Annotated in this window: 27 protein-coding genes; 15 read left to right on the top strand and 12 right to left on the bottom strand. The window is 35.6% G+C overall.

Features of this window, described 5'->3' with window-relative positions:
• Window positions 1-238 precede the first annotated feature (238 nt).
• The 3 genes from ACZ2M0_RS08420 to ACZ2M0_RS08410 form a co-directional block, all read right to left on the bottom strand.
• On the bottom strand, window positions 239-571 hold the full coding sequence (locus tag ACZ2M0_RS08420) for a type II toxin-antitoxin system PemK/MazF family toxin (RefSeq protein WP_490059148.1): 333 nt from the start codon (window positions 569-571) through the stop codon (window positions 239-241).
• Entirely contained in the window at window positions 565-816 is a 252-nt protein-coding gene (locus ACZ2M0_RS08415) for an AbrB/MazE/SpoVT family DNA-binding domain-containing protein (protein WP_490059147.1), read from the bottom strand. Before ACZ2M0_RS08415 ends, ACZ2M0_RS08420 begins: the two co-directional genes overlap by 7 nt.
• Before the next feature lie 159 nt (window positions 817-975).
• Window positions 976-2,214 (bottom strand): MFS transporter, encoded by a 1,239-nt coding sequence (locus tag ACZ2M0_RS08410; protein WP_122053018.1) that lies wholly within the window; start codon window positions 2,212-2,214, stop codon window positions 976-978.
• Window positions 2,215-2,364: 150 nt separating this feature from the next.
• Here ACZ2M0_RS08410 and ACZ2M0_RS08405 point away from each other — a divergent pair, with 150 nt between their 5' ends.
• Together ACZ2M0_RS08405 and ACZ2M0_RS08400 are read left to right on the top strand one after the other, a co-directional pair.
• Window positions 2,365-3,282, top strand: a complete 918-nt coding sequence (locus ACZ2M0_RS08405) for a cytochrome C5 (protein WP_490059146.1) — start codon at window positions 2,365-2,367, stop codon at window positions 3,280-3,282.
• Window positions 3,283-3,518: 236 nt separating this feature from the next.
• The gene (locus tag ACZ2M0_RS08400) at window positions 3,519-3,842 is read left to right on the top strand and encodes a hypothetical protein (RefSeq protein WP_490059145.1); all 324 of its coding nucleotides are present in this window, start codon (window positions 3,519-3,521) and stop codon (window positions 3,840-3,842) included.
• 102 nt (window positions 3,843-3,944) lie between these two features.
• Here ACZ2M0_RS08400 and ACZ2M0_RS08395 read toward each other — a convergent pair whose 3' ends face one another.
• The 3 genes from ACZ2M0_RS08395 to ACZ2M0_RS08385 form a co-directional block, all read right to left on the bottom strand.
• Window positions 3,945-4,334 (bottom strand): type II toxin-antitoxin system HicB family antitoxin, encoded by a 390-nt coding sequence (locus tag ACZ2M0_RS08395; protein WP_223902859.1) that lies wholly within the window; start codon window positions 4,332-4,334, stop codon window positions 3,945-3,947.
• Between the two features lie 29 nt (window positions 4,335-4,363).
• Window positions 4,364-4,561, bottom strand: coding sequence for a type II toxin-antitoxin system HicA family toxin (locus ACZ2M0_RS08390; RefSeq protein WP_223902860.1), 198 nt, complete (start codon window positions 4,559-4,561; stop codon window positions 4,364-4,366).
• 200 nt (window positions 4,562-4,761) lie between these two features.
• Window positions 4,762-6,015, bottom strand: coding sequence for a Fic family protein (locus tag ACZ2M0_RS08385; RefSeq protein WP_490059144.1), 1,254 nt, complete (start codon window positions 6,013-6,015; stop codon window positions 4,762-4,764).
• Window positions 6,016-6,349: 334 nt separating this feature from the next.
• On the opposite strand from ACZ2M0_RS08385, the gene ACZ2M0_RS08380 reads away from it, so the two are divergent.
• The 4 genes from ACZ2M0_RS08380 to ACZ2M0_RS08365 are packed head-to-tail and all read left to right on the top strand — an operon-like array spanning window position 6,350 to window position 9,187.
• Window positions 6,350-6,772, top strand: a complete 423-nt coding sequence (locus ACZ2M0_RS08380) for a helix-turn-helix transcriptional regulator (RefSeq protein ID WP_223902862.1) — start codon at window positions 6,350-6,352, stop codon at window positions 6,770-6,772.
• Complete coding sequence (locus ACZ2M0_RS08375) at window positions 6,765-7,379, top strand: Fic family protein (RefSeq protein ID WP_490059143.1); 615 nt, start codon at window positions 6,765-6,767, stop codon at window positions 7,377-7,379. Before ACZ2M0_RS08380 ends, ACZ2M0_RS08375 begins: the two co-directional genes overlap by 8 nt.
• Window positions 7,380-7,420: 41 nt before the next feature.
• Entirely contained in the window at window positions 7,421-8,242 is an 822-nt protein-coding gene (locus ACZ2M0_RS08370) for a Fic family protein (RefSeq protein ID WP_490059142.1), read from the top strand.
• A 39-nt stretch (window positions 8,243-8,281) separates the two neighbouring features.
• Window positions 8,282-9,187, top strand: coding sequence for a Fic family protein (locus tag ACZ2M0_RS08365; RefSeq protein WP_490059141.1), 906 nt, complete (start codon window positions 8,282-8,284; stop codon window positions 9,185-9,187).
• Between the two features lie 594 nt (window positions 9,188-9,781).
• On the opposite strand, the gene ACZ2M0_RS08360 is transcribed toward ACZ2M0_RS08365, so the two are convergent.
• From ACZ2M0_RS08360 to ACZ2M0_RS08350, 3 genes are all read right to left on the bottom strand, one after another.
• Complete coding sequence (locus ACZ2M0_RS08360; protein ID WP_490059140.1) at window positions 9,782-10,150, bottom strand: type II toxin-antitoxin system PemK/MazF family toxin; 369 nt, start codon at window positions 10,148-10,150, stop codon at window positions 9,782-9,784.
• The gene (locus ACZ2M0_RS08355) at window positions 10,144-10,401 is read right to left on the bottom strand and encodes a hypothetical protein (protein WP_490059139.1); all 258 of its coding nucleotides are present in this window, start codon (window positions 10,399-10,401) and stop codon (window positions 10,144-10,146) included. The genes ACZ2M0_RS08360 and ACZ2M0_RS08355 overlap by 7 nt, the downstream gene beginning before the upstream one ends.
• Before the next feature lie 297 nt (window positions 10,402-10,698).
• Window positions 10,699-13,686: a TIM-barrel domain-containing protein gene (locus tag ACZ2M0_RS08350; RefSeq protein WP_490059138.1), complete on the bottom strand. Its 2,988-nt coding sequence runs from the start codon at window positions 13,684-13,686 to the stop codon at window positions 10,699-10,701.
• Between the two features lie 155 nt (window positions 13,687-13,841).
• On the opposite strand from ACZ2M0_RS08350, the gene nagA reads away from it, so the two are divergent.
• From nagA to ACZ2M0_RS08335, 3 genes are all read left to right on the top strand, one after another.
• A complete protein-coding gene (gene nagA / locus ACZ2M0_RS08345) occupies window positions 13,842-14,996 on the top strand; it encodes an N-acetylglucosamine-6-phosphate deacetylase (protein WP_187154067.1) in 1,155 nt (384 codons plus the stop codon).
• 216 nt (window positions 14,997-15,212) lie between these two features.
• Window positions 15,213-16,856 (top strand): malolactic enzyme, encoded by a 1,644-nt coding sequence (locus tag ACZ2M0_RS08340; protein ID WP_490059137.1) that lies wholly within the window; start codon window positions 15,213-15,215, stop codon window positions 16,854-16,856.
• Between the two features lie 6 nt (window positions 16,857-16,862).
• On the top strand, window positions 16,863-17,828 hold the full coding sequence (locus ACZ2M0_RS08335; RefSeq protein ID WP_490059136.1) for an AEC family transporter: 966 nt from the start codon (window positions 16,863-16,865) through the stop codon (window positions 17,826-17,828).
• 102 nt (window positions 17,829-17,930) lie between these two features.
• On the opposite strand, the gene ACZ2M0_RS08330 is transcribed toward ACZ2M0_RS08335, so the two are convergent.
• Window positions 17,931-18,368, bottom strand: coding sequence for a GNAT family N-acetyltransferase (locus tag ACZ2M0_RS08330; protein ID WP_045928715.1), 438 nt, complete (start codon window positions 18,366-18,368; stop codon window positions 17,931-17,933).
• A 363-nt stretch (window positions 18,369-18,731) separates the two neighbouring features.
• On the opposite strand from ACZ2M0_RS08330, the gene ACZ2M0_RS08325 reads away from it, so the two are divergent.
• The 5 genes from ACZ2M0_RS08325 (at window position 18,732) to ACZ2M0_RS08305 (ending at window position 22,159) form a co-directional block, all read left to right on the top strand.
• Window positions 18,732-19,334 (top strand): rhodopsin, encoded by a 603-nt coding sequence (locus ACZ2M0_RS08325; protein WP_490059135.1) that lies wholly within the window; start codon window positions 18,732-18,734, stop codon window positions 19,332-19,334.
• 161 nt (window positions 19,335-19,495) lie between these two features.
• On the top strand, window positions 19,496-20,200 hold the full coding sequence (locus ACZ2M0_RS08320) for a hypothetical protein (RefSeq protein ID WP_490059134.1): 705 nt from the start codon (window positions 19,496-19,498) through the stop codon (window positions 20,198-20,200).
• Between the two features lie 10 nt (window positions 20,201-20,210).
• A complete protein-coding gene (locus ACZ2M0_RS08315; RefSeq protein WP_490059133.1) occupies window positions 20,211-20,846 on the top strand; it encodes an ATP-binding cassette domain-containing protein in 636 nt (211 codons plus the stop codon).
• Window positions 20,836-21,360, top strand: coding sequence for a hypothetical protein (locus ACZ2M0_RS08310; RefSeq protein ID WP_490059132.1), 525 nt, complete (start codon window positions 20,836-20,838; stop codon window positions 21,358-21,360). Before ACZ2M0_RS08315 ends, ACZ2M0_RS08310 begins: the two co-directional genes overlap by 11 nt.
• A 10-nt stretch (window positions 21,361-21,370) precedes the next feature.
• Window positions 21,371-22,159 (top strand): hypothetical protein, encoded by a 789-nt coding sequence (locus ACZ2M0_RS08305; protein WP_490059131.1) that lies wholly within the window; start codon window positions 21,371-21,373, stop codon window positions 22,157-22,159.
• Window positions 22,160-22,207: 48 nt separating this feature from the next.
• Here the strand turns inward: ACZ2M0_RS08305 and lepB are convergent, their stop codons facing one another.
• Together lepB and ACZ2M0_RS08295 are read right to left on the bottom strand one after the other, a co-directional pair.
• The gene (gene lepB / locus ACZ2M0_RS08300; RefSeq protein ID WP_490059130.1) at window positions 22,208-22,864 is read right to left on the bottom strand and encodes a signal peptidase I; all 657 of its coding nucleotides are present in this window, start codon (window positions 22,862-22,864) and stop codon (window positions 22,208-22,210) included.
• A gap of 337 nt (window positions 22,865-23,201) precedes the next feature.
• Window positions 23,202-24,647 carry an SLAP domain-containing protein gene (locus tag ACZ2M0_RS08295; protein ID WP_490059129.1) on the bottom strand — a complete coding sequence of 482 codons (1,446 nt, stop codon included), beginning with the start codon at window positions 24,645-24,647 and terminating at the stop codon, window positions 23,202-23,204.
• A gap of 291 nt (window positions 24,648-24,938) precedes the next feature.
• On the opposite strand from ACZ2M0_RS08295, the gene ACZ2M0_RS08290 reads away from it, so the two are divergent.
• Window positions 24,939-25,012: putative holin-like toxin (locus ACZ2M0_RS08290; RefSeq protein ID WP_490059155.1), on the top strand; the 74-nt coding region annotated here is incomplete at its 3' end.

Here is a 25,012-nt window from a genome sequence, read left to right as displayed (position 1 = left end):
TTCGTCTAATCTTACTTTGATATTACCTTTCATTCTCACAGTTGGATCTATTGCCCTAACATGCTGTAGTAAGGCTGCAGCATAGATTTCATCTAATAAATAAAGGTGATTTAACAAACTTTTCTGCTACTCTATATTTCTTTGGTGAAGATATAGGAACTATTAAAACCGTGTTAAAAAAAGGACCAATCTTAGCTTCACAACATATCATGGAATTATCTACAGAAAAACCGCTTGGCTAATCTTTCTGAAAAACTACTTTTACAATTTTGAGTATCTTTTCCATATAATCATCAGGTAGTTGCTCTAAATAATGAAATGGTTGATTATGATAATCGATTGTAACTAGCTGATCTAGCATGACTACACCTTTTGTTTGAGATGCAGCAGGTAATTCTTGATATAATGGGTAGCGTCTTTTAGTAGTAGATATAGGAGCAAACACAGCAATATGAGCGTATTTTTCAACCCCTTTATAGCTTAAATATAAATAAGGTAGTTTGCCAGATTGTTCATGCCCCTGTTTAGGACTTAAATCCATTAATAGAATAGATCCTTGCTTAATTACCATTTTTCATTTCCTTTTCTCTCATCTGGTAACTTAATTTCGGTATCAAATTCTTCACCTGAATAATCTTTAAAAAGTTCTTCAAAAGTTAAATCATGTGAATCATCTTGCTTTGTCATTATTACTTTGTTGTCCTCAATTTTAAAGTTTAAATGATCTCCTATAGTGGCATTTAATGCTTGCAGGACTGCTTTGTTTAATCGGATGCCTTTAGAATTACCCCATTTAGAAATAGTAGCACGAATCATAATTTTCCCCCCCTATAAAAAATAAACAATGTATATCCTGAAATGTAATAAAATTATACAATGTTTATCTACGGAGATCAAGCAAAACAAAAAAGCATCCTGAACGAAATATGATGTGACCACCAAAATTAGGATACTTTATTAGTTGTAAGTTAGTTTTTATTTATTAGGACTTTTTCTCAAACTGAAAAAGATAATCAGAATAAAGTTAATCAGTAGAGTGAAGCCTGTAGTCCAGAAAACTGTGGCATAGTTGAACAGACCAGAAATGGTGGAACCCATGATTGAACCAAACACAGAACCAACTGCTTGGAAAGACTGATTATAACTAAAGATACGGCCAAAACTTTCGGCCGGAGTGTTCAGTGTCAAAACAGTCTGTGCTGCCGGTAACATTGCAGCACTGGCAATTCCCAGCAGAAAACGCAATCCTGCCAGCACCCAAGGCGAATGAGTTAAGGCCATAGGAATAAAGAGAACAGCTCCTACTATTAAACCTAGGCGTAAAATTTTTAGTGGTCCAATTTCATCCATTTTATGTCCGATTTTGGAAGCAGCCAGCAGCGTTCCGAGACCTGGAGTTGCGGCTACGATCCCCGCCACAAATGCGATGTTTTTGCTATTAGGCATCATCGATTTGACATACAAAGAAACAATTGGATCAATTGACATGTTAGCGGCCTGCACTAACAGGGTAGTTACGAACATGACCACAATCAATTTAACATTGGGTAGAGAGTGCATGATCTCTTTCATAGGCTTCATTTCTTCGCGGGAAATTGGGGTAAAGTTTTCATGAACTAAGAATGTCGACCCTAAGAAGACGAGCACCATCAAAAAGCCGGTGATGAAGAATGGAATCCGATAGCCCCAGACGCCACCAAGCCAATTACCAAAGAAATTTGACAAAACTCCACCTAAAAGTGGTCCGACTAAATTTCCAGCAGTACCGGCAGTCATCATTTGACTCATTACCCAGCCACTTTTTCTGTGGGGAGTTTCTCCTGCGATCAGGGCGGTAGCATTGTTAATGTAGCCGGAAAAAGCACCCTGAATAAAACGCATGACAATTATGTAAATAGCATTAGGGGCAAAACCGGTAGCAGTAATAGTTAAAGCCATGACCCCAGATGCCCGCATGCACATTAATTTACGACCCTTGCGGTCAGCCAAGTTGCCCCAATAAGGTGAAACAATTGCCTGAGCAATAAAGGTCATAGCAAATGCAAGACCGGAATACATGCTAATCTGCAGCTTGCTGTAGTGGCCCAGATCAGCGATAAATAGTGAGATAAAGGGCATTGTCATGGAATAACCCATACCTGTGATAAAGCAGCCTAGCCATAAAGTGACAAAAGCTTTATGCCAGCCAGCCGGAAATTTTTCGGAAACTGTCAAAACGTCCTCGCTTTCTTTTTTAATGTTTTTCTAAAAAATATGATATCTTTTCTATTTTAGCACAATAAATTTGCTAAGAATTTGCTAAATAGATGATATTTTCATATTAAACATGTTAGGATATTATTTCTGAAAGGAAGGGATGTTGGTATGGCAAGAGATTCGCACTTAACTAGGCAGGAATACCGGCAAAAATCCCAGTCGCACACAAACAAGGCGCCAAAGACAACGATTAGAGAAAATAATACTTCTCAAACTCGTGCTGACTACCGCCATTTAAAACTAAATTTCTGGGATATATTTGCTGATCGACCATATGTTGCAGTGGCCATTGTTGTTTTGGCAATTTTCTTAGTTATGGCTAAACTCTGGTGGCTTCTTGCTGCACTTGCAATTGTGGTCGCAATTGGCATCTTTGTGATTGGTCGCAGTCATCATCCTAACCGGGTACTTAGTCTCGAATTTAAAATGAAGTCATCTCGGAAATTAAGCATGTTACGAGCTTTGCAATTTGGCGGTTCGATCATCATGTTTCTGGCCACTTATATGAAAAAAGTGGTAACAGTTAATTTTTCCACAGCTGGTTCGACTGATGGCTTGCAGGTCGTTCAGGGCATCTTGTCTAATCGTGGTGGCGTCTATGGTCAACAGGGATCATACTTCTTGAGTTTATTAAATACCCTAACTGGTGGACAGTTGTGGGGTAAATATCGTTATGCGGCTAACAGTGCCCAAATGATGAGCAGTGGTGCAGGTCGTTTAATTATTATGTGGGTTTTGCTTTTAATGATTGCACCAGCATTTTGCGTTTTAGCACAATTTTTTCGGGAACCATATTCGCGCAATACGGCCTTGGTAGCTTCAATCATTGCTACTGCCAGCTTTGTATTAACTCCTCGTTTATTGAGTAAGTGGATTGTAGAATACGCTGTCGAAAATCGTATGGCTAGCAGTCAAGCCCAGGCTGCCATTAGTGTCGGACCCATGGCCTATGTGGCAATGCTTTGCGCAATTTTAGTTTTAGTTATTTCTATTTATCGGGTAATTAAAAAGGACAGTTTCGTTTAAAAACCAGAAAAAGTTTTAAATCATAAACCAGCTTTTTGTTCTATAAGCTGGTTTTTTTATGATTTTAAAAACTGCTTTGAAAAAGCAGTTTATTATATTTTGCATACCAAATTTATTTTTACTTAATATTGTAAAAGTATAGGTTTGTCTTTAAAATCAAGTTAAACAGTAAATAATAAAATATCATTTGTTTTAAAATTTTTTTGACTTAAATTGTAAATAGGAGGGGATTATTTATGCTTAATGATATTGTTTTGATTTTACTAATAGTTGATGCTATTTACTTAATATATCTAGTTTGCGTCAGATTATCACACAAAACACCGCAGAATTCTAAACTTGTCCAGTTTTATCAGCAGCAACATGTACGGTGGACTAAATTTAAGTACTTCTTCCTTTTAGTTCCAATTGCTTTCTTTCTTCTGCCATATGATAATAGCTGGAATAACTATATAACATCTTTGTTTGTGCGTATTATTGGAATTGTTTTGTGGACGTTGATATTTGTGATTGGTGACTTTCTCGATGGGAAAATGTATCACTGGTTTTTCAAAAAATAATACAAGTAAGTAAAAAAACATAAGCACCTTAGGTTTAACCTGAGGTGCTTTTAAAGTGAAACTATTTTTATTATTTGAGTGACTTGAATTAAAATAATATTATTAAGCTTGCATTTGACGCAAAGCTTCGGTTGTAACTTTTGATACATTAATTTTATTTTTCTTAGCCCAATTATTTAGATCCTCTGGCAATGAAATGTTTCGCCGGACAGTTTTACTATATTTATTACGCCACTTTGTCATATTAACTTTAACCCAAGATATTTGCTGATTTTTTTCCAACCTCCACTTTTTAGGATCTTGAACTCTAGGATAGCCTTGAAGGTCAATCATTGTTGCCATTGCATCTTCTGCATGATAAAGAGCTTCACCTATTGTTTGACCATCAGTGACTAAGCCTTGGATGTTAGGTGACGTAATTGCATAATAATGTCCTGATTCATCGTTACATTTTTCTATAATAACAGGATAAGCTGCAATTTCTTGTTTCATGTCAATTTAAATATGCCAAGTAGGAAACATTAATCATTTTTGCTTAAACCAGCTTCCTTTAGAATATTTCTCTCAGTTACTAAAGTTAGTTCTTTATTATGCATTGGTACCTCTGTGTATCTTTGCGTGATAGGATTATAAAAAGCTCTATGTCCTCCGCGTTTAGGACACTCTACAAAGCCATGTTTTAAAAGAAATCTAATCATTTTTGCTGGTTTCCATGGCACACTTATAGCCTCCCTTCTTAACTTACAAGCATTATACACCATTATTGTGTATAATGCACTTAATATGAAGAGCAATGTATATTTTTGACTGCTTAATAGATATTACATAATTAATAATTGACTTCTGGAAATTTTATATAAAAAATACAAATAACTGTGTTTTAATCTAAAAAGCTTTTGAATATGGGATTGTTTAAATTTTAGATATTCAAACCAATTTTATCTAAAAATTTAGTAGTTAATTTTCTTTTTTTGGGCCTTCCTTTAACGGTTTTAATTAAACCCTCTTTTTCTAAATCTTCTATAGCTGTTTTTACTTTTTTAGTTGATATTTTTTCTGTGCTTTTGATAAAGCTGATCAAACTTGTGTCTTGAACGCTGCCATCAAAACTGTTGAATAAAAATGACTGTGCATATACATATAAGATATTAAATTCAAAGTTAGGATAATCAAAATCTTCTAATTTCTTTTTGACAAAATTTAAAATGTTATGGTCATCTTTTAAATTACCTAGGACATATTTTTGTCCAGAAACTAAGTATTTTAGCAAACTGATAACGAATAGTGTGATTTCGCTGTAATTTTTTTCATTTTCAACTTCTTGAAATTCTTTATAATATCTTGCCTTTTTTTGATTGATCTGATAAGAAAAGCTGACAGCAGTATAAGGGTCAACTTTTTTTCCAATATAACTGCAAAAGAGATACCTTCCTAACCTGCCATTGCCGTCATAAAAAGGATGAATATATTCAAAATAATAGTGGGCAACACAGGCTTTTAAAATCGGATCATATTTATCCATGTTAATAAATTTCAACCAATTTTCCAATTGCTGATTTATCTCATCTTCGCTGTTTTTGGGAAGATAAACAGTTTGGGTTGAGTTGCCAATTCTGACAAAGCCATCCCTAAATAGCTTGCCGTCAGGTAAGTTACTTTTTGTTATTTCACCTTTTAATAAAGAGTCATACAATACTCTGATGTCTTTTAGCTCATTAAGTTGATAAGTTTTACCGTTTTCAATATCAAAATACATTTTAGCAAAAGATTGGAAACGCACAGGTTTATTGTGATTATTAATATTTTCTACGGCTCTGTTAATTTCCTTTGTAGTAGAAGCAACATTTTCAATATCATTTGTACCTTTAATTTCTTTAATTAACAAATCAATGAAAAATTGCTCTCTAGCAACACCTGGAAGCTTGCCAATGAGTGTTTTGATTTGAGCAGAGTTCTCTCTAATGACAGTTAGCAGTGAATTATAATCTTCAATTTGTACCAAAAAAAGTGGCAATTGTGTAGGTATTCTAATTTGTTCTCGCACATCTATTGGGTTTATTTCTAACGGAAACTTAATTGTGCCATAGCCATTAAATCTTTTATTAAATTCACTAGTAACTGGTTTACCCGGATGTTGGTAAGAATAAATTCTCAATAAGTGATATTTTGACATAATTTAGTTTACCTTTCTAATTATAAATTCAAAAAACCCCATTTTTTGAATTTATTTTTGATTATATACTATATTTATTAAAAATACTGCGATTTTAGCAATAAAAATAAAAAAGGCACATAAAAATTATAAAGCTGTTGAACTTTTTAGATAATTTACTTTGTTGCTCTTTTCGAAAAAAAGTAGGCGCAATTATAGGGCTTGCCTGATTCTAAATCGCGACCATTAAAAGAATTACAAATTCAACATGCTTAAAACTTCCATAAATGGAATAGATATTTCCAAATATGGTATAATTTATTTGGAAAATAATTTTAGAAATGAGCATTTTAAAATGAGCGCAACAATTACAAAATTACTAAATAGTAAACACGTTTCGGTAAGGGAAGTTGCCGAAAAGAGTCACGTTTCAGAAAGTACACTGAGAAAAGCAATTGCCAGGCCTATTGAAGCTTGGTCAATCAGAATTCTTGACGCTTTCGCGGTCGGTTTAGATAAAAGAGCTGGTGATTTATTAAATATGTTAAAACCGCAATCATATAATTTAGAAATTGATGACGAAACACAGACCATTCAGGGCGTCTTTATACCAGATAAAGAAATGTACTTCGAAATTCGGGGAGTAGTGGAAGCCAGTCATTTAGAGGGCTGGAACCCCACTAAGGAAGATATTCAAGCCGTCTTGGACGGAGTTGTAAATCCTGATCCAGAAGAAGTTAAGGAGATTGCTGCAATTTGGAATAGTAACAATGAGTGACTGGATAAAAGATACGCTGTATCCTAACGGCGTTTTGAAAAACAAATATCATATTCGAGATCAGCATAAGCTTGAACAAGTAGAGTATTTGGAAGCAACACGGAAAGCAGCAATTTTTCTCCACTCTAAGCCCCAAATTAAAAAAATTCAGGATATAAAAAAGATTCATAAAATCATATTTGGCCGTTTATATGATTGGGCCGGAAAATATCGACCGGGTAATTTTCCAAAAAACGGTTATGACTTTTGTGATCATTCAAGATTTGGATATGCGGAAGCCAATATTAATAATATTATGCAAAATCTGCCGCAAAAAAAGGCCTTAAAAGCCCAAGACTATGCGAAGTTGTTAGATGAAATCAACTTTATGCACCCGTTTAGAGAGGGCAACGGCCGAAGCTGTAAAGTTTTTCTTTCAGCATATGCTGCAAACCATGGCCAAGTGATTGACTACCCACGAAAAAATGAAGAGTTGATCCAAGCGCAAATGGACGCTGATGTGGCAAGAATTTCACAATTAATTAAGGTTCAAAATATGCCTAGCCGAGAGAATGCTTTTACTATATTAGCTAATAAGTATAGTAAAAAACAACATGTGTCTGATTAGGATGAAGTTTTTGGATTAGATTAGAAAGCAGGATAAATCAATTGAAGTATGAAGACAAGTTCAGACTAACGCCTGAAGAAAATAGACGCTTTGCCAAAACTAATTTAACCAAATTAGTCTTCACGAATTCACGCTTTGAAGGCCTGACTACCACTATGCCACAGACCCAGACAATCATTGATGGTCTGGGCGTTGACGGCGTTCCAATCGATGATATTAATATTATTGTTCAATTGAAGCGAGGCTGGCAGTTTGCTATCAATGAAAAAAAGCCCCTGGATTTGAACATGGAAAAGAGGCTTAATGAGATTGTTGCACGCGATACGGCTGCCTTTCCAGGATATTTGCGTAATGGTTCAGGCGGTGTAGCAACTTACCGAGGCGAGTTTGAACCACCTATGATCGAAGAGAACAAGGAACAGGAATATTTAAAGCAGCTGTTAGTCAGTGATCGTACCGCCACCGATAAGGCACTAACTCTGATGTATCACAATATGCGCCAGCAAATGTTCTACGACGGTAACAAGCGAACCGCCACAATTGCAGCTAACAAGATAATGATTGATAACGGAGCCGGTCTGATTAACGTACCGCTTGACAAGTGGCCAACGTGGCAGCAAAAGCTGGCAGATTATTACTTTTCCAATGACATGACTGACCTCAAGGACTGGACGTATCAAAATGGTATTTTCGGTATGGAGCCAAATTTGCAGGCGCGGGCGCAACACAAGGGTCAGGGGCAATCGGCTACTGATGAAAAAGAAACTATTGCCGAATTTAAAAAGATACTCAAATCAGCTAAGAAGAGCAAACAGAATAAAAAGCAGCAGGGGCTTGATCGTGACGATGGACTTGAGCTTTAGTTAGCTAAAAATATTAGCTTAAATTAAGAAGGTATTACAATGGAATACAGACAAAAATTAGCTGTGATTACAAACCTAAAAAATAAGATGGATACCTACAGACCACTATCTCCGCTTGAAGTAAAGCAGCTCGAGCAAAATATCAGAATTGAGCATGTATGGTCTTCTGCTGCAATTGAGGGCAACACGATGACCGAAGCTGAAACTGCCGAGATTCTTAACGGCGGACTAGGCGCAACTATTCACGGTAAGACCATTAAGGAAACACTGGAAATCATTAACTTAAATGAAGCTTATGACTATATGCAAGATTTAGCAACTAAAAAACAGCCAATTCGCAATGAGGATATTAGAAACTTGAACCGAATTGCAACTTTGACAACAATTCAACCGCAAGAAGAAGCTGGTAAGTATCGCAATATTGATGTTTACCCTTACGGTTCAGAATCACGTCCTTACGCCCACTTTTATGAAATACCCGAGAAAATGCAACAATTACAAGCTTGGAGTAATGAAGCACAAGACAAGTTGCACCCGGTACAGTATGCGACCGACTTGCACCAAAAATTCGTTACTATTCACCCATTTAAAGATGGCAACGGACGTACAGCACGGCTTTTAATGAACCTAGTCTTAACTGAAAATGGTTATCCAGTGGTTAATGTTAATCCATCTAAACCCGCACGAGAGCAGTACATGAAAGCATTAGCTGTTTCCCAGCAGCCCAATAATGATCCTCAACCATTTAGAAATTTGATCGCTGATTATGTAGAAACAGAACTTAAAAATCGGATGTTAAGTCTGCAATATGCTAAAAAAAATGAAGAGGAAGCTCAAAAAGATTTCAAAAACAGTCAACTTGATTGGGACAAGCTACAGAAAGAATATGGGGCCTCTAAGAAAAAACAGCAGGAGTTTGATAGTGACGATGGACCTGAGCTTTAAATAGCTCCAAAAACTTTATTATAGGATCCAGCAATTGTAATTAATCATATATGATTAAGAGAAGCATATAATAATGCCTTTGCTGTCACAAATACTGTATCAGTAGCTTCTGTTGGTAATTCTGCTTACGCTCAACTATCTAATGTCTTGAGTCAAGACGTCGTAAACGAAATTGACCCGTATATAGAAGTTAAAAAGGTTATTACTTAGGCTGAATATGTCTCTGCTCAAGAAGTAATAGCCCATCAATCGACTTATTAATGGATCATTTTTTGTTATAAATAAAAGCACAAAAAATTCAACTCTAGAATTTGAAATTAATAATTCTGGAAAATCAGTTAGAGTTGTACCATCAAATGAAAATTCCAAAATTCAACTCTTTACTATCAATTCAAATTTTATTATAGAAAATATTGCCTTATTCCTAAATAATGATGTGAACCCCAAATTAATTTTCAAAGCAATCGAATATTTAGTCATGAAAAAAGTGCTCCTAATAATCATATTAATGTCTAACTATTACGGAGCACTTCACTTTTTAGTTCTACTTCAATTTCGGGGTTTTATTTTAGGTTAAGCAATATTTTGATAAAATTAACGCTTATCTAAAATTTGATATGCTTTAGATAGCAAGTTATCCAAGTCTTTATCACTAACATGTCCGACAATTTTACCGTGTCGACCAAAAAAATCATAATTAGGTATGAAAAAAGTAATTACGCTACCAGATATCCCACTGCTGATATCAGCAAGACGATAGTATAGACCACGATTATCTTTTTTAAGATCATGCGTAAGAGGCATGCAGATAACAAGTCCTGTTTTTTGATTATATGCATTATTTGATATAACTATCGCTGGTCTTTGAATATTGCCAGATTGGGGATTATGACCGCCTTCTTCTCGTCCTGCATGTGGTTCAGCATCTATCCAAATAATATCTCCTTGTTTGGGTGCTACCACGGAATATTCTCCTTACCAACCTGCATAGTATCAGGATTACCTACTTTTGCAATTTCTTTTTTAAAATCAATATTGTCATATTCTCCATTAAACCACGGATTAGAGTCAATAGCCTTATAGATTAAAGTGCTATTATCTTTCTGAATCAATTCAAATCGTTGTCCAGGTTTAACTCTCGCCTTACTTGGAACCGTGAGGGCCGTAGAATTACCAACTTTTCTAACAGAAAAGCTACCTAGTTTCTTTTCCATTACTATCAACTCCTTAATTTATGTTAGTACAAGTATACACCACATCCGAGAAGATTTCAATTATATCTCTCCAAAATTTAGGTGATCTTGATTTTAAGCAGCAATATAGTCTTAATAACGACTTAGCACATTTAATATAATATTTTCAATGCGATAAAGCCTTAAGACTAAAAATATATAGATAAATCATGAGCCAAAAGCTTAATTAAATGTCTAATATAATTTTTAAATAAAAGAGCCCCAAGTTTAGGACAACTTTTGGAGGCTCAGTATATATTAACTTTGCGCTTATATTTATTATCTTTTTGCTCTGAAAAAGATAATTTCTCTTGCAGCAATAATTGGACCAGATGATTGATAGATAGTCAAATGCACTTTTTTTGCACGGACATCTCGCAGACCAACCACTTTATTTTTCGTGTCAGCTTTCCACTGCAAGTGGTCTGCATAGGTAGTATATTGCTCGCCATCCGTTGAAACAGCAATTGAAACGACAAGAGGATCACCATTATGATCAATATTTCGTGGCACATAGACCATTCTGCTTAATTTCTCAACTTTTTCAAAAGTAAAGGTTAGTTCCAGTGGTTGTTCAGGTGAAATTGATTGATCCGTTTGCCATTCGCTTGCCAGTTTAAGATCAGTTAAATAAGACAGGGGATGATTTTCTTTGCTGGCATAGTTGCTAGTCACATCAATGTTTTCAATAGCATAATCTTTAGCAGCGTGCTTGGTAATAACACCGAAAAGATCAGACCATTCAGAAACTTTATTTCCTATTACATACCTCATTCTAATGATATAGCGAGTATTAGGAGTTAATTCGTGAAAAGTGAAATTTTTGCCGGTAATGCCTACATAAAGGAGATTATTAACTTCTATCTGAACTGCACTTTCATGAGGCCAGGCTAGTTCGAACGAATGAGCTGAAATTTTACTTGAATCAACTGCCGGCAATTTAGGTGAAGGCAATACGCCACTGGTAATTTCATGTACTAAAACTTTCTTGCCATAATTAAAATTGTGCACTGTAATTTCGATTTTAGTTGTGGTAATGTCTCGACTTGCTAATTTTATTTGCAGGGCAGTTTGCGTGTTCTTGTGATATTGTTTAAATTCATCCAAGCCATAATTAGTATTGTAAAAAATACCTTCACGAGCATGGTTGAAAGCGTCAAGCGATCCGTATTCTTCCACTGGGACAACTTGATCGTTAATTTTAATAGTGATGCGATCAGGGTAAGAATCACACATAATAGTCAACTTAGTAGGCTGTTCAACATCTTGGTTTTCCCAGTTGCCTTCAACTGGTGGAATAGTTACCAGCAACGTTTCATTTTCAGTTTTACTAAAAATTTTTGTAGTAGAACTATTGGATTCAGCGGCTTGAGAGTTATCGTTGTAAATAACTGCCTCACTTTGATCTTGTGGGTAAAGCAGAAAATCACGCTTGCCCCAGTCAAAAGTACTGCCTCCGCGAACAAAGACTGGCAGGTGCCATAATGGAAAAGATAAATTATTGTAAACCTTGCCACCGGCATATTTTTTACCTGTAAAAAGATCAATCCACATTGTCTTCTTCCCGGGTAAATACAGATTATCTTTGCGTGAATCTCCGTTTTCATCTTCACGGCCATTAGTAATTGGTGCAATTAACAAATCGGAGCCTAACATGAATTCATTGCCAAACTGTGCTGTGTAATTAGCCGGCTCGTCTGGAAAGTCGCTGAAAAGGGGACGCATGATTAAAGCACCGGTTTTTGCCTGTTCATTTAGTGTATATAAGTAGTTAGTCAAATGCTGGCGTAATTTGAGGTAAGCCAAATTAATGTCGCTTATTTTCCTATTATAAGCAAACGGGTTTTTACTGAAGTTGCCCTGATCATCAAAGTTAAAGAGCAGTGGGGTAAAACATTTCCATTCAAAATCACGGACATTGATTTGTGCATTGCCACCGCCTTCTAGTCCATCAACTGCTGCACCAACTAAAGGCTGACCTGAAAGATTTGCTCCGAGCATACCAGCTACTTGTGTAGCAACATTGCCCCAGTTGCCGCCAACATCTCCAAAGATCAAAGCAGCGTTTTTTTGCATGCCGGTACTGCCGCTATCAGCAAGCACTAGTGAACGCTTTGTTTGTGAATCGCTTTGAAGCTGTGCTTTATCTTTAGTCGCTATTTCATTAGTAGTAAAAGTAAAAGCAGTTTTTTCCGGTAATTCAACTTCGCTTTGGTGCCAAAATCCGGGATGAACGTCTTGGTTTAACGCATATTCATTAAAGAAACTAAGAGCTTGGTGATTGCTGGCTTGAACACCATAATTGGGCACAAACCAGCTCAAAGGAAAATGCATGGCGTGATAGCGATCAATTAGTGCCCGCGCGGAAAACTGGTAGTTTTCTTCACCGTTAAGCGAAGCTTTGCCGGATGCGGCTTTTTCATCTTTTGTACGAGTATAATAATTATTGCCAATTTTACTGGCATTGCGCTCTTTAGCTTGACTTGGTTGCCATAAAGTTGTACAGAAATTGCCAATATGACCCAGACCTAAGGCATATTTTGGCAATAACATCGGTTTGCCCGTCAAAGTATAGTAGCGCTGCAAAATTTCCTGAGGATTGGTGCCAAGAAGGTAAAATGCATCAAAAACTGCATCTTGGTGGGTGAGAACAGTGACTCCTCTCTTGGTTTTGCCAAAATCATAAGTTCCTGCTGCAGTAGTGTTTCTTAATTCGCCATAACCAGCATTCGACCAGAAAAAAGGAACAGGCATAATGACACCACCTTGACCGGTTATTTGGTCATGCTTAATTGCGATTTTGTGTCCTCTGTGACTAAAGTAGCCATTTTGCAAGCCACCACCATAAAAAAATTCATTTTTATTTTCTGTTAAAAACTCACGGGTTTTGGTTGAACTAAGTTCAAGTGGCTGAGATTGGTGCATCCTGTTGCGGTGCAAAGATTCATCAAAAATACTTATAACAGCTGGATTTTGCCCAAAAATAATTTGGTAATTGCCAGTATGAATAATTAAGGAATCATTGGTGGCTCTGACCTGCGACTTTGCAAAGGCAGAATTATCAAACTGGGTTAATTGAATAGTTTCCGTTCGATTTTCAGTAAAATTTTGCTCGGGATCAATTAAAAGACGAAAAATGCCGTCAGCTAAGACGTAAAAGTGCGCAATTTCGCCCGTAGCAAAATGTAATTCGTAATAATGGTCACACTTGCTGGCACCAGTAAGTGCTCCTAGTTGATGTTGATTTGTTTGCGTATTTTGAATCATATTTCTTGTTTCCTAATTAGTTACCTATACCACTATTATAACTAAAAAATAAAAAGTTTCTGTACTATTTGAAATTGAACTGGTAAATACCAGTTGATTAAGCTAAAATTAAGCTATAAATACGAGGTTATTTTAAAAAGAAAGGCAAAAATATTATGACTTATTATATTCATGCAGATAAATTCTTTCTTGAAAATGTGACAGAACAAGGTGGTTACTTAGAAGTTCAAGATGACGGCAAGTTTGGCTTTTACTATACTGAAGATCAAAAACCTGAAGGCAAAATAGTAGATTATAAAGGCAAATGGATTGCACCAGGACTGGTTGACACACATGTACATGGTTCACTAAAAGAAGACGTGATGAAAAGTGATTGGGCAGGAATAAACCGCCTGTCAGAAGGCTTTTTACGGTCTGGCGTTACCAGCTGGCTGCCAACGACTTATACTGCCGGTGCAGATACATTAAGCAAAATTTGCCAGATGTTTGGCGCCCATAAAGGTGAAGAAACTGGTGCTAAAATTCAAGGGTTGCATTTTGAAGGACCATACTTTACTGCAGAACATGCTGGTGCAGAAAACCCTAAATATTTGATTGATCCTGATATTAATCAATTTAATGAGTGGCGTGAAGAATCTAAAGGGCTGCTGAATAAAATATCTCTTGCGCCTGAGAGAAAAGATGCCCGGGAATTTATCCGTGCTGCTGTTAAAGAGGGTGTAGTTGTTTCTTTGGGGCACTCGAGTGCTGACTTTGAAGAAGCTAAAGCCGGTGTTGAAGCTGGTGCAACAATGTTTACTCATACTTTTAACGGAATGCCTGATCCTTCACACCATGATACATCAATTTCTAACGCTGCGATGGCTCTGCATAATGTTACAGATGAATTGATCTGTGACGGTCACCATGTTCAAAAAGAAATGGTGCGGGCATTGGTTCAGCTTAAAGGTGCCGAACACATTTGTTTAATCACAGATTGTATGGAAGCTGGCATGATGCCTGACGGTGACTATATGTTAGGTGAATTACCTGTTTATGTTAAAGAGGGCATGGCTCGTTTGAAAGGTGGCAATAATTTAGCCGGCAGTATTTTGCAATTAAAGACTGCGGTCAAGAATGTTGTTGACTGGAATGTTGCTACTCCTGAAGAAGCTGTTATGATGGCTTCTTATGTTCCGGCTAAGAGTGCGCACGTACTCGATAAATGTGGTTCAATTGCACCTGATAAAGATGCTGATTTCTTAGTATTAAACCCTGACATGACTTTAAGTGAAACTTATTTAAATGGTGAGTCACGCTACCAGGCATAAAGCAGCTTATTAATTATTATATAGAATAAAAAACCAATTCATTAACTTGAACTGGTTTTTTTATTTGCACAATTTTTAATAAAAACTATATTTAAGCGCATATTATATACTATATGCTGTTAATATAAGTTTAATTTATTGCACTTTTTACATGCTGGTTATAGTCTAATCATATAGTACGTGCTAATAATAATTAAATAGACGGAGAGTGAAAAAATGGCTAAAACAGGACAAGATAGGTTGAATGACCCATTTTTAAACAAAGGTACTGCTTTTACAGAAGAGCAGCGAGAAAAGTATCAGCTGGCAGGGATGTTGCCGCCTAAGGTGCAGTCATTAGAAGAGCAGGCGCGGGAAGTTTACCTGCAGTATCAGGAAAAATCAACTAATTTGGAAAAGCGCATTTTTTTGATGACCGTTTTTAATACTAATCGCGTGTTGTTTTTTAAGGTCTTCAGTGAGCATGTTACCGAATTTATGCCGATTGTGTATGATCCTACGATAGCTGAAACTATCGAAAATTACAGTCATTTGTTTGTTAATCCGCAATATGCCGCATTTCTGTCAATTAATGAACCTGATCAAATCGAAGACAGTTTGAAAAACGCGGCTGATGGCCGTGATATAAAACTAATCGTGGTTACTGACGGTGAAGAAATTTTAGGAATCGGTGACTGGGGCACACAAGGAGTTGATATTTCTGTTGGCAAATTGATGGTTTATACGGCTGCGGCCGGTCTTGACCCGGCGTGTGTATTGCCAGTAGTGCTAGATGTTGGCACTAATAATGACAAATTACTTAATGATTCGCTCTACTTAGGCAATCATCAGCGTCGCGTAAATGGTGAACCATATTATCAATTTGTTGATCGCTTTGTGCAAACTGTAGAAAAATTATTTCCGGGACTATATTTACATTTTGAAGATTTTGGCAGGGATAATGCTGATAATATTTTAAAACAGTATCGTGATCATATTTTAACCTTTAATGATGATATTCAAGGTACCGGTGTCATTGTTTTGGCCGGAATTCTCGGAGCATTGAAGATTAGTGGTCAGAAATTAACAGACCAAAAGTATGTCTGTTTTGGTGCTGGTACTGCTGGTACGGGAATAGTTGAGCAAGTCTATGCTGAGATGTTGCAAGCAGGTTTGCAACCTGAAGAAGCACGTAAGCATTTCTACTTAGTAGATAAACAAGGTCTGCTTTTTGAAGATACTCCTGAACTAACACCTGCTCAGAAACCATTTGTCAGAAAACGTTCTGAATTTAGCAATGCTGACCAGCTCAAAGATCTAAAGAGTGTGGTACAGGCAGTTCACCCTGATATTTTAGTGGGAACTTCAACCCGTTCAGGTGCTTTCACTCAGGATATTGTAACGGAAATGGCTTCCCATACCGACCGGCCAATTATTTTCCCATTGTCAAATCCAACTCAATTAGCGGAGGCAAAAGCAGAAGATTTAATTCATTGGACTAAAGGCAAGGCTTTAGTAGCTACTGGTATTCCTGCTGCTCCAGTTGATTATGAGGGCACTAAGTATGAAATTGGACAAGCCAACAATGCTTTGGTCTACCCAGGACTTGGTCTTGGCGCTCTGGCAGTTAATGCTAAGATTTTAAGTGATGAAATGATTAGTGTAGCGGCCCACTCACTTGGCGGCATTGTTGATTCAAGTAAACCAGGTGCAGCAGTTTTGCCACCAGTTGAAAAACTAAATGTCTTTTCTCAAACTGTAGCAAAAGCTGTGGCTAACAAGGCAATTGCCGATCACCTCAATCAAAATGATTTTCAAGATGGTGAAAAAGCTGTGGCAGCACTTCGCTGGGCACCAGAGTACGCAGATGAGCAGGAGTGAGAATAAATGCAAGCCTTTATTACTTCATTAACTAGCGTAGTTGAGCTGTTACTTGTAATTGCTTTAGGGTATTGGCTACGCACCAGTGGCAAACTGGGTGATCAGTTTAAAGGCAATATTTCCTATTTAATTATGAATATTGCTTTACCAGCTTCAATTTTTGTTTCCGTCTTAAAATATTTAAACAGGCAAAAATTATTTGGCTTAACAGGTGGCCTGATCTATGCCATTATCTGTTTTGCTTTAAGTTATTTGTTCGCATGGATATTATGTAAGCTTCTGCGGATCCGCAAAGGCCGCCGAGGTACTTTTATTAACGCCATTACGAATGCCAATACCATTTTTATTGGTTTACCATTAAATATTGCCTTATTTGGACAAAAAAGTATGCCGTACTTTTTAATTTATTATGTGTTAAATACGGTTTCTACCTGGGCAATTGGTGTCTTCTTCATTTCTAGCGATGACCCAACTGAGCAAAAGGGAAAGCAACAAAAATTCAACTGGAAAAAATTGTTGCCAGCACCATTAGTTGGTTTTCTAATTGCCTTAATTTGCTTATTAGTTGAAGTACCAATTCCTAGTTGGATTACGGCTGTGTTAAGCATGGTTGGGGGCATCGTCACGCCGATGTCACTGATTTATATTGGTATTATATTGGCAGATGCCGGTTTGAAGTCAATCCACCTTGACCTCGATACCATTTGGGCATTGCTTGGCCGCTTTATCTTAGTACCGGCTTTAATGATGCTTTTAATTGTTGTTGGTGCAAATTGGCTGCCATCCTTGACAGGTCTAGCTAAACAAACCTTAGTTGTGCAATCAGCTACTCCTGCTTTGGCAGTTTTGCCAATCTTAGTGGGTGAATCGCACGGGGATGTGCAATACGCTACCAACGTTGTGACTACTTCAACAGTTTTATTCGTAATAGTTGTACCAGTAGTTTTGGAAATCACGCAAATGCTAATATAATTAATAAAAATTCATGTTATAAAAACCCGTCTTTGATCATGTAGATAAGGCGGGTTTTTGTTTGGAAAATATTTTAAATTAAAGTGCTATATTATTAAGTTGTTAATCCAACTTTTTACCAAATCTTTTCTGCATTTTATTGCTGGTATAGCCCAGTTTTTCGTAAAATTTATGAGCACCTAAACGTGATTCTCCTGAATTTAACCTAATTTCTTTCATGCCTAAATTTTTAGCCTGTTTTTCCAAAGTATGCATAAGTTGACTACCAATGCCTTTCTTTTGCACAGAAGAATCTACGGCCAAAGCTAAAACGTTGAACATGGGGTCAAAATAGGTTTCTTCAAAAACTTCTGCATGCAAATAACCTTCAACTTTTTTGGTACTATCATCTTCAAAGACCCAGAGATAATGATGCGCAGGATCATTTAGCAGCCTTTTAATGTTGGCAGCCGTTTTTTCTACAGGATAATCATAACCTAGTTCAATTTGATTGATTTTTTGAATAGCTGGACTGTCAGCAACTTCACATTTTCTAATCATGAAAATTCCTTTCTTATATTTATTGCTTTATGAGTTAAAGTTATTTTAGCGCTCTCAATAATAATTAGGAAGCTCTTTTGTATGTCTAGATATAATAAAAACACTATTAAAGTTGTACTGCCAAATTTAATAGTATTTTTTTAATTCTATACAAGTGGTAATATTGGTGTAAGCTATTTCATTTTTGACTAGTGCAAGTGTAAACAAATAAGGAGAGAACAATTGCATTCTAAAGCGGTAGACTCAAAAGCATCTCTTGTACATTTATTTTGGGACCAATTTTTATTTTTGTGGCAACTAATAAAAGCACGCTTTCTTTTTTGGTTAGGCTTAATAAACTTTGTAATACTGATGTTGAAATTAATGCCGAATTCTGCTATAGTACCTCTTTTTTTCATAGGTGTTGACTTTAACGCTGTTAAATCACGCCAAGTTATTTTGCCTGTTTTTTGGTTTGTTTATTTTGTGGTACCGCTATTAATAGTCTTAAGCGGTTTTAAACAATTGTGGCAAGTAAGAGGAATGCAATTGCGAGGGCTGCGATATTCACCATTAAGTTTCGCTGTAGTTAATGTTGGGTTAATGGGATTGATCACCCTCATTTATGTGGTACTAACAGAAGGAATTATGGCTTTAGTGACTGATTTTTCTTGGCTAAGACGTTTTAAACTATTACAATTTCACGGATTACCAGCTTTATTAGTATTGTTTATTATCAATTTTTTAGGAATATTTCTCTTGTTGATAATTCAAACCACTATCGGTCGCTTCAATGCTCCATTGGGTATAATTATTCCTTTTAGCCTGTGTATTATCACCATTTATACCACTTGGAAATATAATCCGCTCAATAGTTTAATGTTGCTGCGGGTCAATAAAAACAATATTCTGTTGTTACTAGTTACAACGCTATTAATGCTAATCGTCTATTTAATTACTGATCGTTATAGTGAGCTGGATTATTAAAAGTTTAATTCTACTATTTTTAACAATACTAAAATGATACTATTAATGTATAGAATTAAACGATAATTAAAAAATAAGAAATAAAAATTGGCTATCTATAATAGTCAAATTAATTTATCTTTATTGTTGCGGCTACCCTCACTCTTAAAAAGAAGGTCTTTATGAAACGTCTGTTTTGGAATCAATTACTATATTTATGGCAAATAATTCGCTTCCGTTTTATTTGCTGGCTAAGTTTGATCTGCTTTTCAATTATTTTTCTCAGTACGCAGCTAATTAATAGTTCACATACTTCTATATTTAATCTTTTCTTTGCTGATACCAGTCAAGGCGCATCTTTTAATTTTATTTTATGGCTGGTCTATTTCTTAATACCGCTGCTGATTGTGCTAAATAGCTTTAAACTGCTTTGGCAAACTACCATTATGCACCTAAGAGGATTACAAATTCCACCGAAAAATTTTACTGTTGTCACTATGTTGTTAATGGGAGTAATAGCTTTTGCCTATGTGTTTGTTACACTTTTAGTTATGTTGCTTGTTACGGCTTTATTTAAATTGCCCTCTTTGTCTTTTTTTGATTTAACTGACTGGCAGGCGATCCCACTACTTTTCATAAACAATTTTTTAGGAATATATCTGACGCTTCTTTTGCAAGGTACAATTGGAAAGTTTAATTCAGCACTGGGTCTGATTATTCCAGCTTCACTTTTGATAATGACATCTCTTTTAAAATGGCAATTAAATCCTTTAAATAACTTGATAATTATGAGATTTAATTTCCCTGGCTTTTTATTATTATTGCTGGCAACTTTGATTATGGTGATTGTTTATGGAATCATTGACCATTTCTTTAGTGTAGATTAAGGAGCAAAAAATGAGTTTTATTGAATTAAAGCAAGTAGGAAAAATAGTGAAAAGACGGCCACTATTGCATGATGTTAGTGCAGATATTCCAGAAGGCAGTATCACTGTTTTAGAAGGAATAAATGGTTCTGGTAAAACGTTAATCTTAAAAGCAATTTTAGGTTTAATAAATACCAGTGGGGAAGTCATAGTTAATGGTAAGAAGATGAAGGTCCAAGAGCCTTATCCAATTAAAGCGGGAATTTTAATTGAAAATCCCAGTTTAATAGAAGAATTTACTGCTTATAAAAATTTAGAACTATTAGCGAAATTAGATCCGGATATTCAAGAAAAGCAGATTAATGATTTATTGGCGTACTTTGATTTAACCAGGTTCCCTAAACAAAAAGTTAAGAAATTTTCACTGGGGATGAAGCAGAAATTAGGAATTGCACAGGCTTTTCTTGGAGCCTATCCGTTAATTGTTCTGGATGAACCCACCAATGCGCTGGATCATGAAAGTATTGGTAAATTAATCAGATTGATTGATGGATATAACCATAAAGGTTCAACCTTTGTTATTGCTTCGCATGATCATGAATTTGTAAACAAAGTCGCCACGCAAAAGCTATATGTACAAGAAGGAACAATTAATCATGAAAAATAAAAAATTATTATGGAGCTTCTTCGTGGTAATAATAATTGTAGTTGGCTGCGTGGGCTTTTATCGCTACAACCAGGTAAACGCCCATCCTCAGCAGTATGGTGTGACTAAAGAACAGCTTTTTCGCAAAAATGAATTGGTAAAAGCCTATCACGTTAACTTTATTGTTCATGAAGCTGCAGTTAAGAAAAATAAAGACGCTGTACAAGCCAAAGTTAAATTTCATATACGTCAAACTGGTCAGCCATTCTATGGCGAGAGAAAAAACAATCCTAATTTTATAGAAAATATGTATCTAAATAATCCTTATGGTACAAGCAATCCCTCGGTAAAGTTGTATGACAAAAGCCACCACAGTATTAATCCTTATAAAGCATTGGAGCATGGCAAGCAGCCTTTTACAATGGACTTTACTATTCCGCGCTATTCATATGACATGCGTAATCAAAAATTACGTTTCAGTTTCTTGGTACCAGCTAAGAAGCACTATGTCAAATATTCGCTTCTGCTAGAATAGAGAGGATAAAATGAAATTTTTGTGGTCACGTTTAAATAAATTATGGTTGTTTTTAGCATTGGCAATAGGAATAAGTATTAGCGTTGTACAATGTGCTGTTTCTGCGTCTAAAAATATTCTTGCGACAAACTCACCTTATACTATGTGGATGTCAATAGATGGTTTTACTTTTGTACCTACTATATTTTTTATCTTGTTACCTTTAATAGCGAGTTTACCTGCCAGTACATTATTAAAAGAAGATTTTACCAACGGCTATTTTTATAAATTAAAGATGGGGAAGTCCATTAAACAAATCTTGTTAGGATACCTAGAAATCGCATTTATGACCGGCTTTATTGTAATTGCTGTTCCTTTACTGTTTAACTTCTTATCTTGGTTTATGATATTACCTAATGTTAAGCCCGATAACTTACTTAATATTAATATTGGTGCTAGGAATTTTACTATGCTGTTTGTCTCCCTTTATTATTCCCATCCATTTGTCCACGCTATTTTGTCAATTATATTTTCTTCTCTTTGGGGTGGATTATTTTCTGTATTCGCAATGGTTACTTCTTTGTGGATTAAAAATAAGTTTGCTGCCATGTGTACAGGTTTAGTTTTGCAAATAGTTTTATTATTAATGAATGCAACTATCCGTTTGCCATATTTCATAAGTTATTCACCTGCTGATTTCTTACGTGAACTCCCTGGAATTATGACTAACATCTATGTGGTGGTGTTTATGACTGCAATATTATTATTTTATTGTATGGTTATGTTTCATTTAGATGAAAAACGATTAGCAGAGTTATAAAAGGTGAAAGGAAAAAGGATTAAGTCCTAAATTTGGACTTAATCCTTTTTAATAAGCTTTGATTCTGTTAAGTGGCCAATAGCGATACTTGACAACACCTTCAATTTTACTTTTAGGGATTGCTCCTATATAACGACTATCTTTTGAAACGCTCCTATGATCTCCCATTACAAAATACGAACCTTTGGGAACTTTGTTAGTACTTTTCATTTCTTTTAATTGAGAAGGGGAATAAATACTTTTATATTCTTTTGTTCTTGCTAAAGAACGAATTGAAAAGTCAGCAGTGTAAGAATATTTTGTACCATAAAAACCGTCTTCATTATCCGTCAGCTTAAATCCTGGTTTTAAATAGTCTTGATTTATTTTTTTGCCATTAACGTAAATCTTATTATTTTTTCCAGTAATAGTTTCACCTGGTAATCCTATAATTCTTTTTATATAAAAGGAATTACGTTCATCCGGAGCCTTTAAAATGACAATTTCATTTCGTTTCAATTTGCTATTGCGATTAGCTAAAACTCTTTCTTGATTTTCAAAAGTTGGTTGCATCGAGATGCCAGACACGGAACATTTAACTATCAAATATTTTGTCAATAAAAAATTAATTAAAATAAAAATCGCAAATAAGACTATTGTATATTTTAAAAAATCATAAAATTGTTTTGTCTTCTCATTTTTTTCGTTATTCTGATTATTTGCCATAAGTAAGTCCTTACAAATAAAATTACATATTAATATAACTAGCCTGTGATTAATAGATAAATTATAGGCAGATAAATAATTAAAAGTCAAAATAATCTAAAAACCAACCTAAAATTAAACAAATAGCCTATTAGGTGGATATAAACTTCTTCTAATTTTGGAGATCACAATCTATATCAGATCATAAGGTTAATTTCTGTTTTTATTGTAAATAGCAAGTGATAGTTATAAAAAAATTGCAGTCAAAAAAGAACCAGGACAAAACAAAAAGGACTAACTTCGTTAAATATCGGAAGTTAATCCTTAATTGAAATCTATTAAACAGAGTAAAAAGCCTTTACAATGGTTTCGTTAGTACTAACTCACTATTAACTTTTAATTCATCGGCTGGAAGAAACCAACTATTCTGTTGATTCTTTAAGGTGAGTGTAATTTGTTTAACCTCTTGCAGGCTGGCTGTATTTGAACTATTAATTTGCTTTGCATATGCTAAAGCTGCATCATATGTTTCATGTCTGTATTGCTGATAATTCTCACTTGCTTTAACTTTTTCATCTTGATTGATTGCTTTTTGCAAGTCTTGTTTATCAGTTTCAGTAGCTGCCTTGGCATCTGTTTTGGCTTCATCTACTGTATTAACAGGCTTTAACAATGGTCCAGAAACAAATTTGCTGTCAGCTGCTTTAACAAAAGTCATACTGTCTTTGTTAATTGTCTGGAGAGAAATGTCACTCACAGTTGTATTTGGAGCAAGGTGGTAATATAACTCAGCCTTGTTTTCCTTGTTATTCCAAATGTATAGTACCTCATCAACGGGTATGAAAGTGCCTTTAGCAAAAGAAGTAGTTGCACCGTTTATTGCCGTTAGGTTTGAACGAGCCTGTCCGTTGGCATCATAAGCATCAGTATTCTTGCTGGCAGAAACATAAGTATAATATGTATAGTTTAGAAGCTGCTGTCTTGGCTTTTTATTTACTATAGATGTGGCGAAAAAACCTGTCTTTGTTCCGCTTATGCGATAACTAGCTCTGTATGATGGTCCAGACAATACTTGAGAGACGCGATCAACTTTGACCTTTTCTCCAGGTTTAATACTTGTACGCTCTTTACCGGTGCCAACCCGTATAGCACTAGTTGTATTAACTTTCACACTTACATCAGTTGTGTAAAGTGGTTTATTATCTATCTGCCCAACATTGGCCGCATTAACATAGCCACCGGCTCCAATATTGTAGTAATATTTACCACCGATTTTTTTATAAGGGAGCCATGACTGATTATAGTTGTCATCATTGACTAGGAAATACTGTTTGCTATTCCGGTCAATTTTTTCTACAGAGCCAGAGTATTTCAAAGGGGTGCCTTTGCGCAAATGCGTATTCTTTTTACTACCACGGAATTTCCCCAAACGCTTGCCATTCTTATCATAGACGTAAGAATTGTAATTGAGCTCCAAGTTTCCATCTTGTACCTGTTTGTTAACAACACCAACATTAGCGGCCTTAACGTAGGCACCACCGGTTAAAGGATAGTAGCTTTTACCATTAATTGAAGTTGTTTTGGCACTACCGTTTACAGTGGTGCCCATACGTATAGTCTTCTTACCGTTATAATAGGTGCGCTTGCCCTGAGCCGTATAAACATAAGAATTATGATTTAACGTAAGAGTATCAGTCTTAGCAGCTAATACTTCTGTATTGCTTGGCATTACTGCGGGTAGCATAGGACTAATAGCAAGAATGCTTGCTATGGAAGCATAAACGAACTTTTTATTTAATTTCATGTAATCACCTCAAAAATTGATTAAATACCTTACATACAGTATAGAATAATAGCCTGTCTTTGAATAGGTTTTCAAACAGTTTAATACTAAGTTAATAAGGTGAAGGTGAGTGAAAGTTATTTACACCAAGCCGTTTAGTTAATTATCTGGCTCTTCTTTTATTCAATATGCAAACAGTATTTGTTATAATTAATTTAGAATTCAAGCAAATTGTTTTGAGGGCGGTTGGCTGTTGATCCGGAAAGGAGATGGTGCCTATGGCACGAAATCTTTTAGAAAGAGAAGCAGTCAATGAGCGTTTACCAGGCATTACAAATAATGTTGGCATTCGCCACGTTTATTATTGTGTTGTTGGATTATATCAA

It is taken from the genome of Lactobacillus sp. VURO6/B1 (VP7), from assembly GCF_058139575.1.
Note: the sequence above shows the minus strand (reverse complement) of the source record. Positions and strands in the feature narration are given on the sequence as shown.

What these genes read in the sequence shown, in the direction of transcription:
- lepB (WP_490059130.1), bottom strand. Translation starts at nt 22,864, where the DNA reads ATGGCAAATAATCAGAATAACGAAAAAAATGAGAAGACAAAACAATTT.
- ACZ2M0_RS08325 (WP_490059135.1), top strand. Translation starts at nt 18,732, where the DNA reads ATGCCGAATTCTGCTATAGTACCTCTTTTTTTCATAGGTGTTGACTTT.
- ACZ2M0_RS08385 (WP_490059144.1), bottom strand. Translation starts at nt 6,015, where the DNA reads ATGTCAAAATATCACTTATTGAGAATTTATTCTTACCAACATCCGGGT.
- ACZ2M0_RS08335 (WP_490059136.1), top strand. Translation starts at nt 16,863, where the DNA reads ATGCAAGCCTTTATTACTTCATTAACTAGCGTAGTTGAGCTGTTACTT.
- ACZ2M0_RS08420 (WP_490059148.1), bottom strand. Translation starts at nt 571, where the DNA reads ATGGTAATTAAGCAAGGATCTATTCTATTAATGGATTTAAGTCCTAAA.
- ACZ2M0_RS08380 (WP_223902862.1), top strand. Translation starts at nt 6,350, where the DNA reads ATGAGCGCAACAATTACAAAATTACTAAATAGTAAACACGTTTCGGTA.
- nagA (WP_187154067.1), top strand. Translation starts at nt 13,842, where the DNA reads ATGACTTATTATATTCATGCAGATAAATTCTTTCTTGAAAATGTGACA.
- ACZ2M0_RS08330 (WP_045928715.1), bottom strand. Translation starts at nt 18,368, where the DNA reads ATGATTAGAAAATGTGAAGTTGCTGACAGTCCAGCTATTCAAAAAATC.
- ACZ2M0_RS08320 (WP_490059134.1), top strand. Translation starts at nt 19,496, where the DNA reads ATGAAACGTCTGTTTTGGAATCAATTACTATATTTATGGCAAATAATT.
- ACZ2M0_RS08405 (WP_490059146.1), top strand. Translation starts at nt 2,365, where the DNA reads ATGGCAAGAGATTCGCACTTAACTAGGCAGGAATACCGGCAAAAATCC.
- ACZ2M0_RS08315 (WP_490059133.1), top strand. Translation starts at nt 20,211, where the DNA reads ATGAGTTTTATTGAATTAAAGCAAGTAGGAAAAATAGTGAAAAGACGG.
- ACZ2M0_RS08375 (WP_490059143.1), top strand. Translation starts at nt 6,765, where the DNA reads ATGAGTGACTGGATAAAAGATACGCTGTATCCTAACGGCGTTTTGAAA.
- ACZ2M0_RS08295 (WP_490059129.1), bottom strand. Translation starts at nt 24,647, where the DNA reads ATGAAATTAAATAAAAAGTTCGTTTATGCTTCCATAGCAAGCATTCTT.
- ACZ2M0_RS08395 (WP_223902859.1), bottom strand. Translation starts at nt 4,334, where the DNA reads ATGAAACAAGAAATTGCAGCTTATCCTGTTATTATAGAAAAATGTAAC.
- ACZ2M0_RS08415 (WP_490059147.1), bottom strand. Translation starts at nt 816, where the DNA reads ATGATTCGTGCTACTATTTCTAAATGGGGTAATTCTAAAGGCATCCGA.
- ACZ2M0_RS08305 (WP_490059131.1), top strand. Translation starts at nt 21,371, where the DNA reads ATGAAATTTTTGTGGTCACGTTTAAATAAATTATGGTTGTTTTTAGCA.
- ACZ2M0_RS08365 (WP_490059141.1), top strand. Translation starts at nt 8,282, where the DNA reads ATGGAATACAGACAAAAATTAGCTGTGATTACAAACCTAAAAAATAAG.
- ACZ2M0_RS08355 (WP_490059139.1), bottom strand. Translation starts at nt 10,401, where the DNA reads ATGGAAAAGAAACTAGGTAGCTTTTCTGTTAGAAAAGTTGGTAATTCT.
- ACZ2M0_RS08350 (WP_490059138.1), bottom strand. Translation starts at nt 13,686, where the DNA reads ATGATTCAAAATACGCAAACAAATCAACATCAACTAGGAGCACTTACT.
- ACZ2M0_RS08340 (WP_490059137.1), top strand. Translation starts at nt 15,213, where the DNA reads ATGGCTAAAACAGGACAAGATAGGTTGAATGACCCATTTTTAAACAAA.
- ACZ2M0_RS08400 (WP_490059145.1), top strand. Translation starts at nt 3,519, where the DNA reads ATGCTTAATGATATTGTTTTGATTTTACTAATAGTTGATGCTATTTAC.
- ACZ2M0_RS08310 (WP_490059132.1), top strand. Translation starts at nt 20,836, where the DNA reads ATGAAAAATAAAAAATTATTATGGAGCTTCTTCGTGGTAATAATAATT.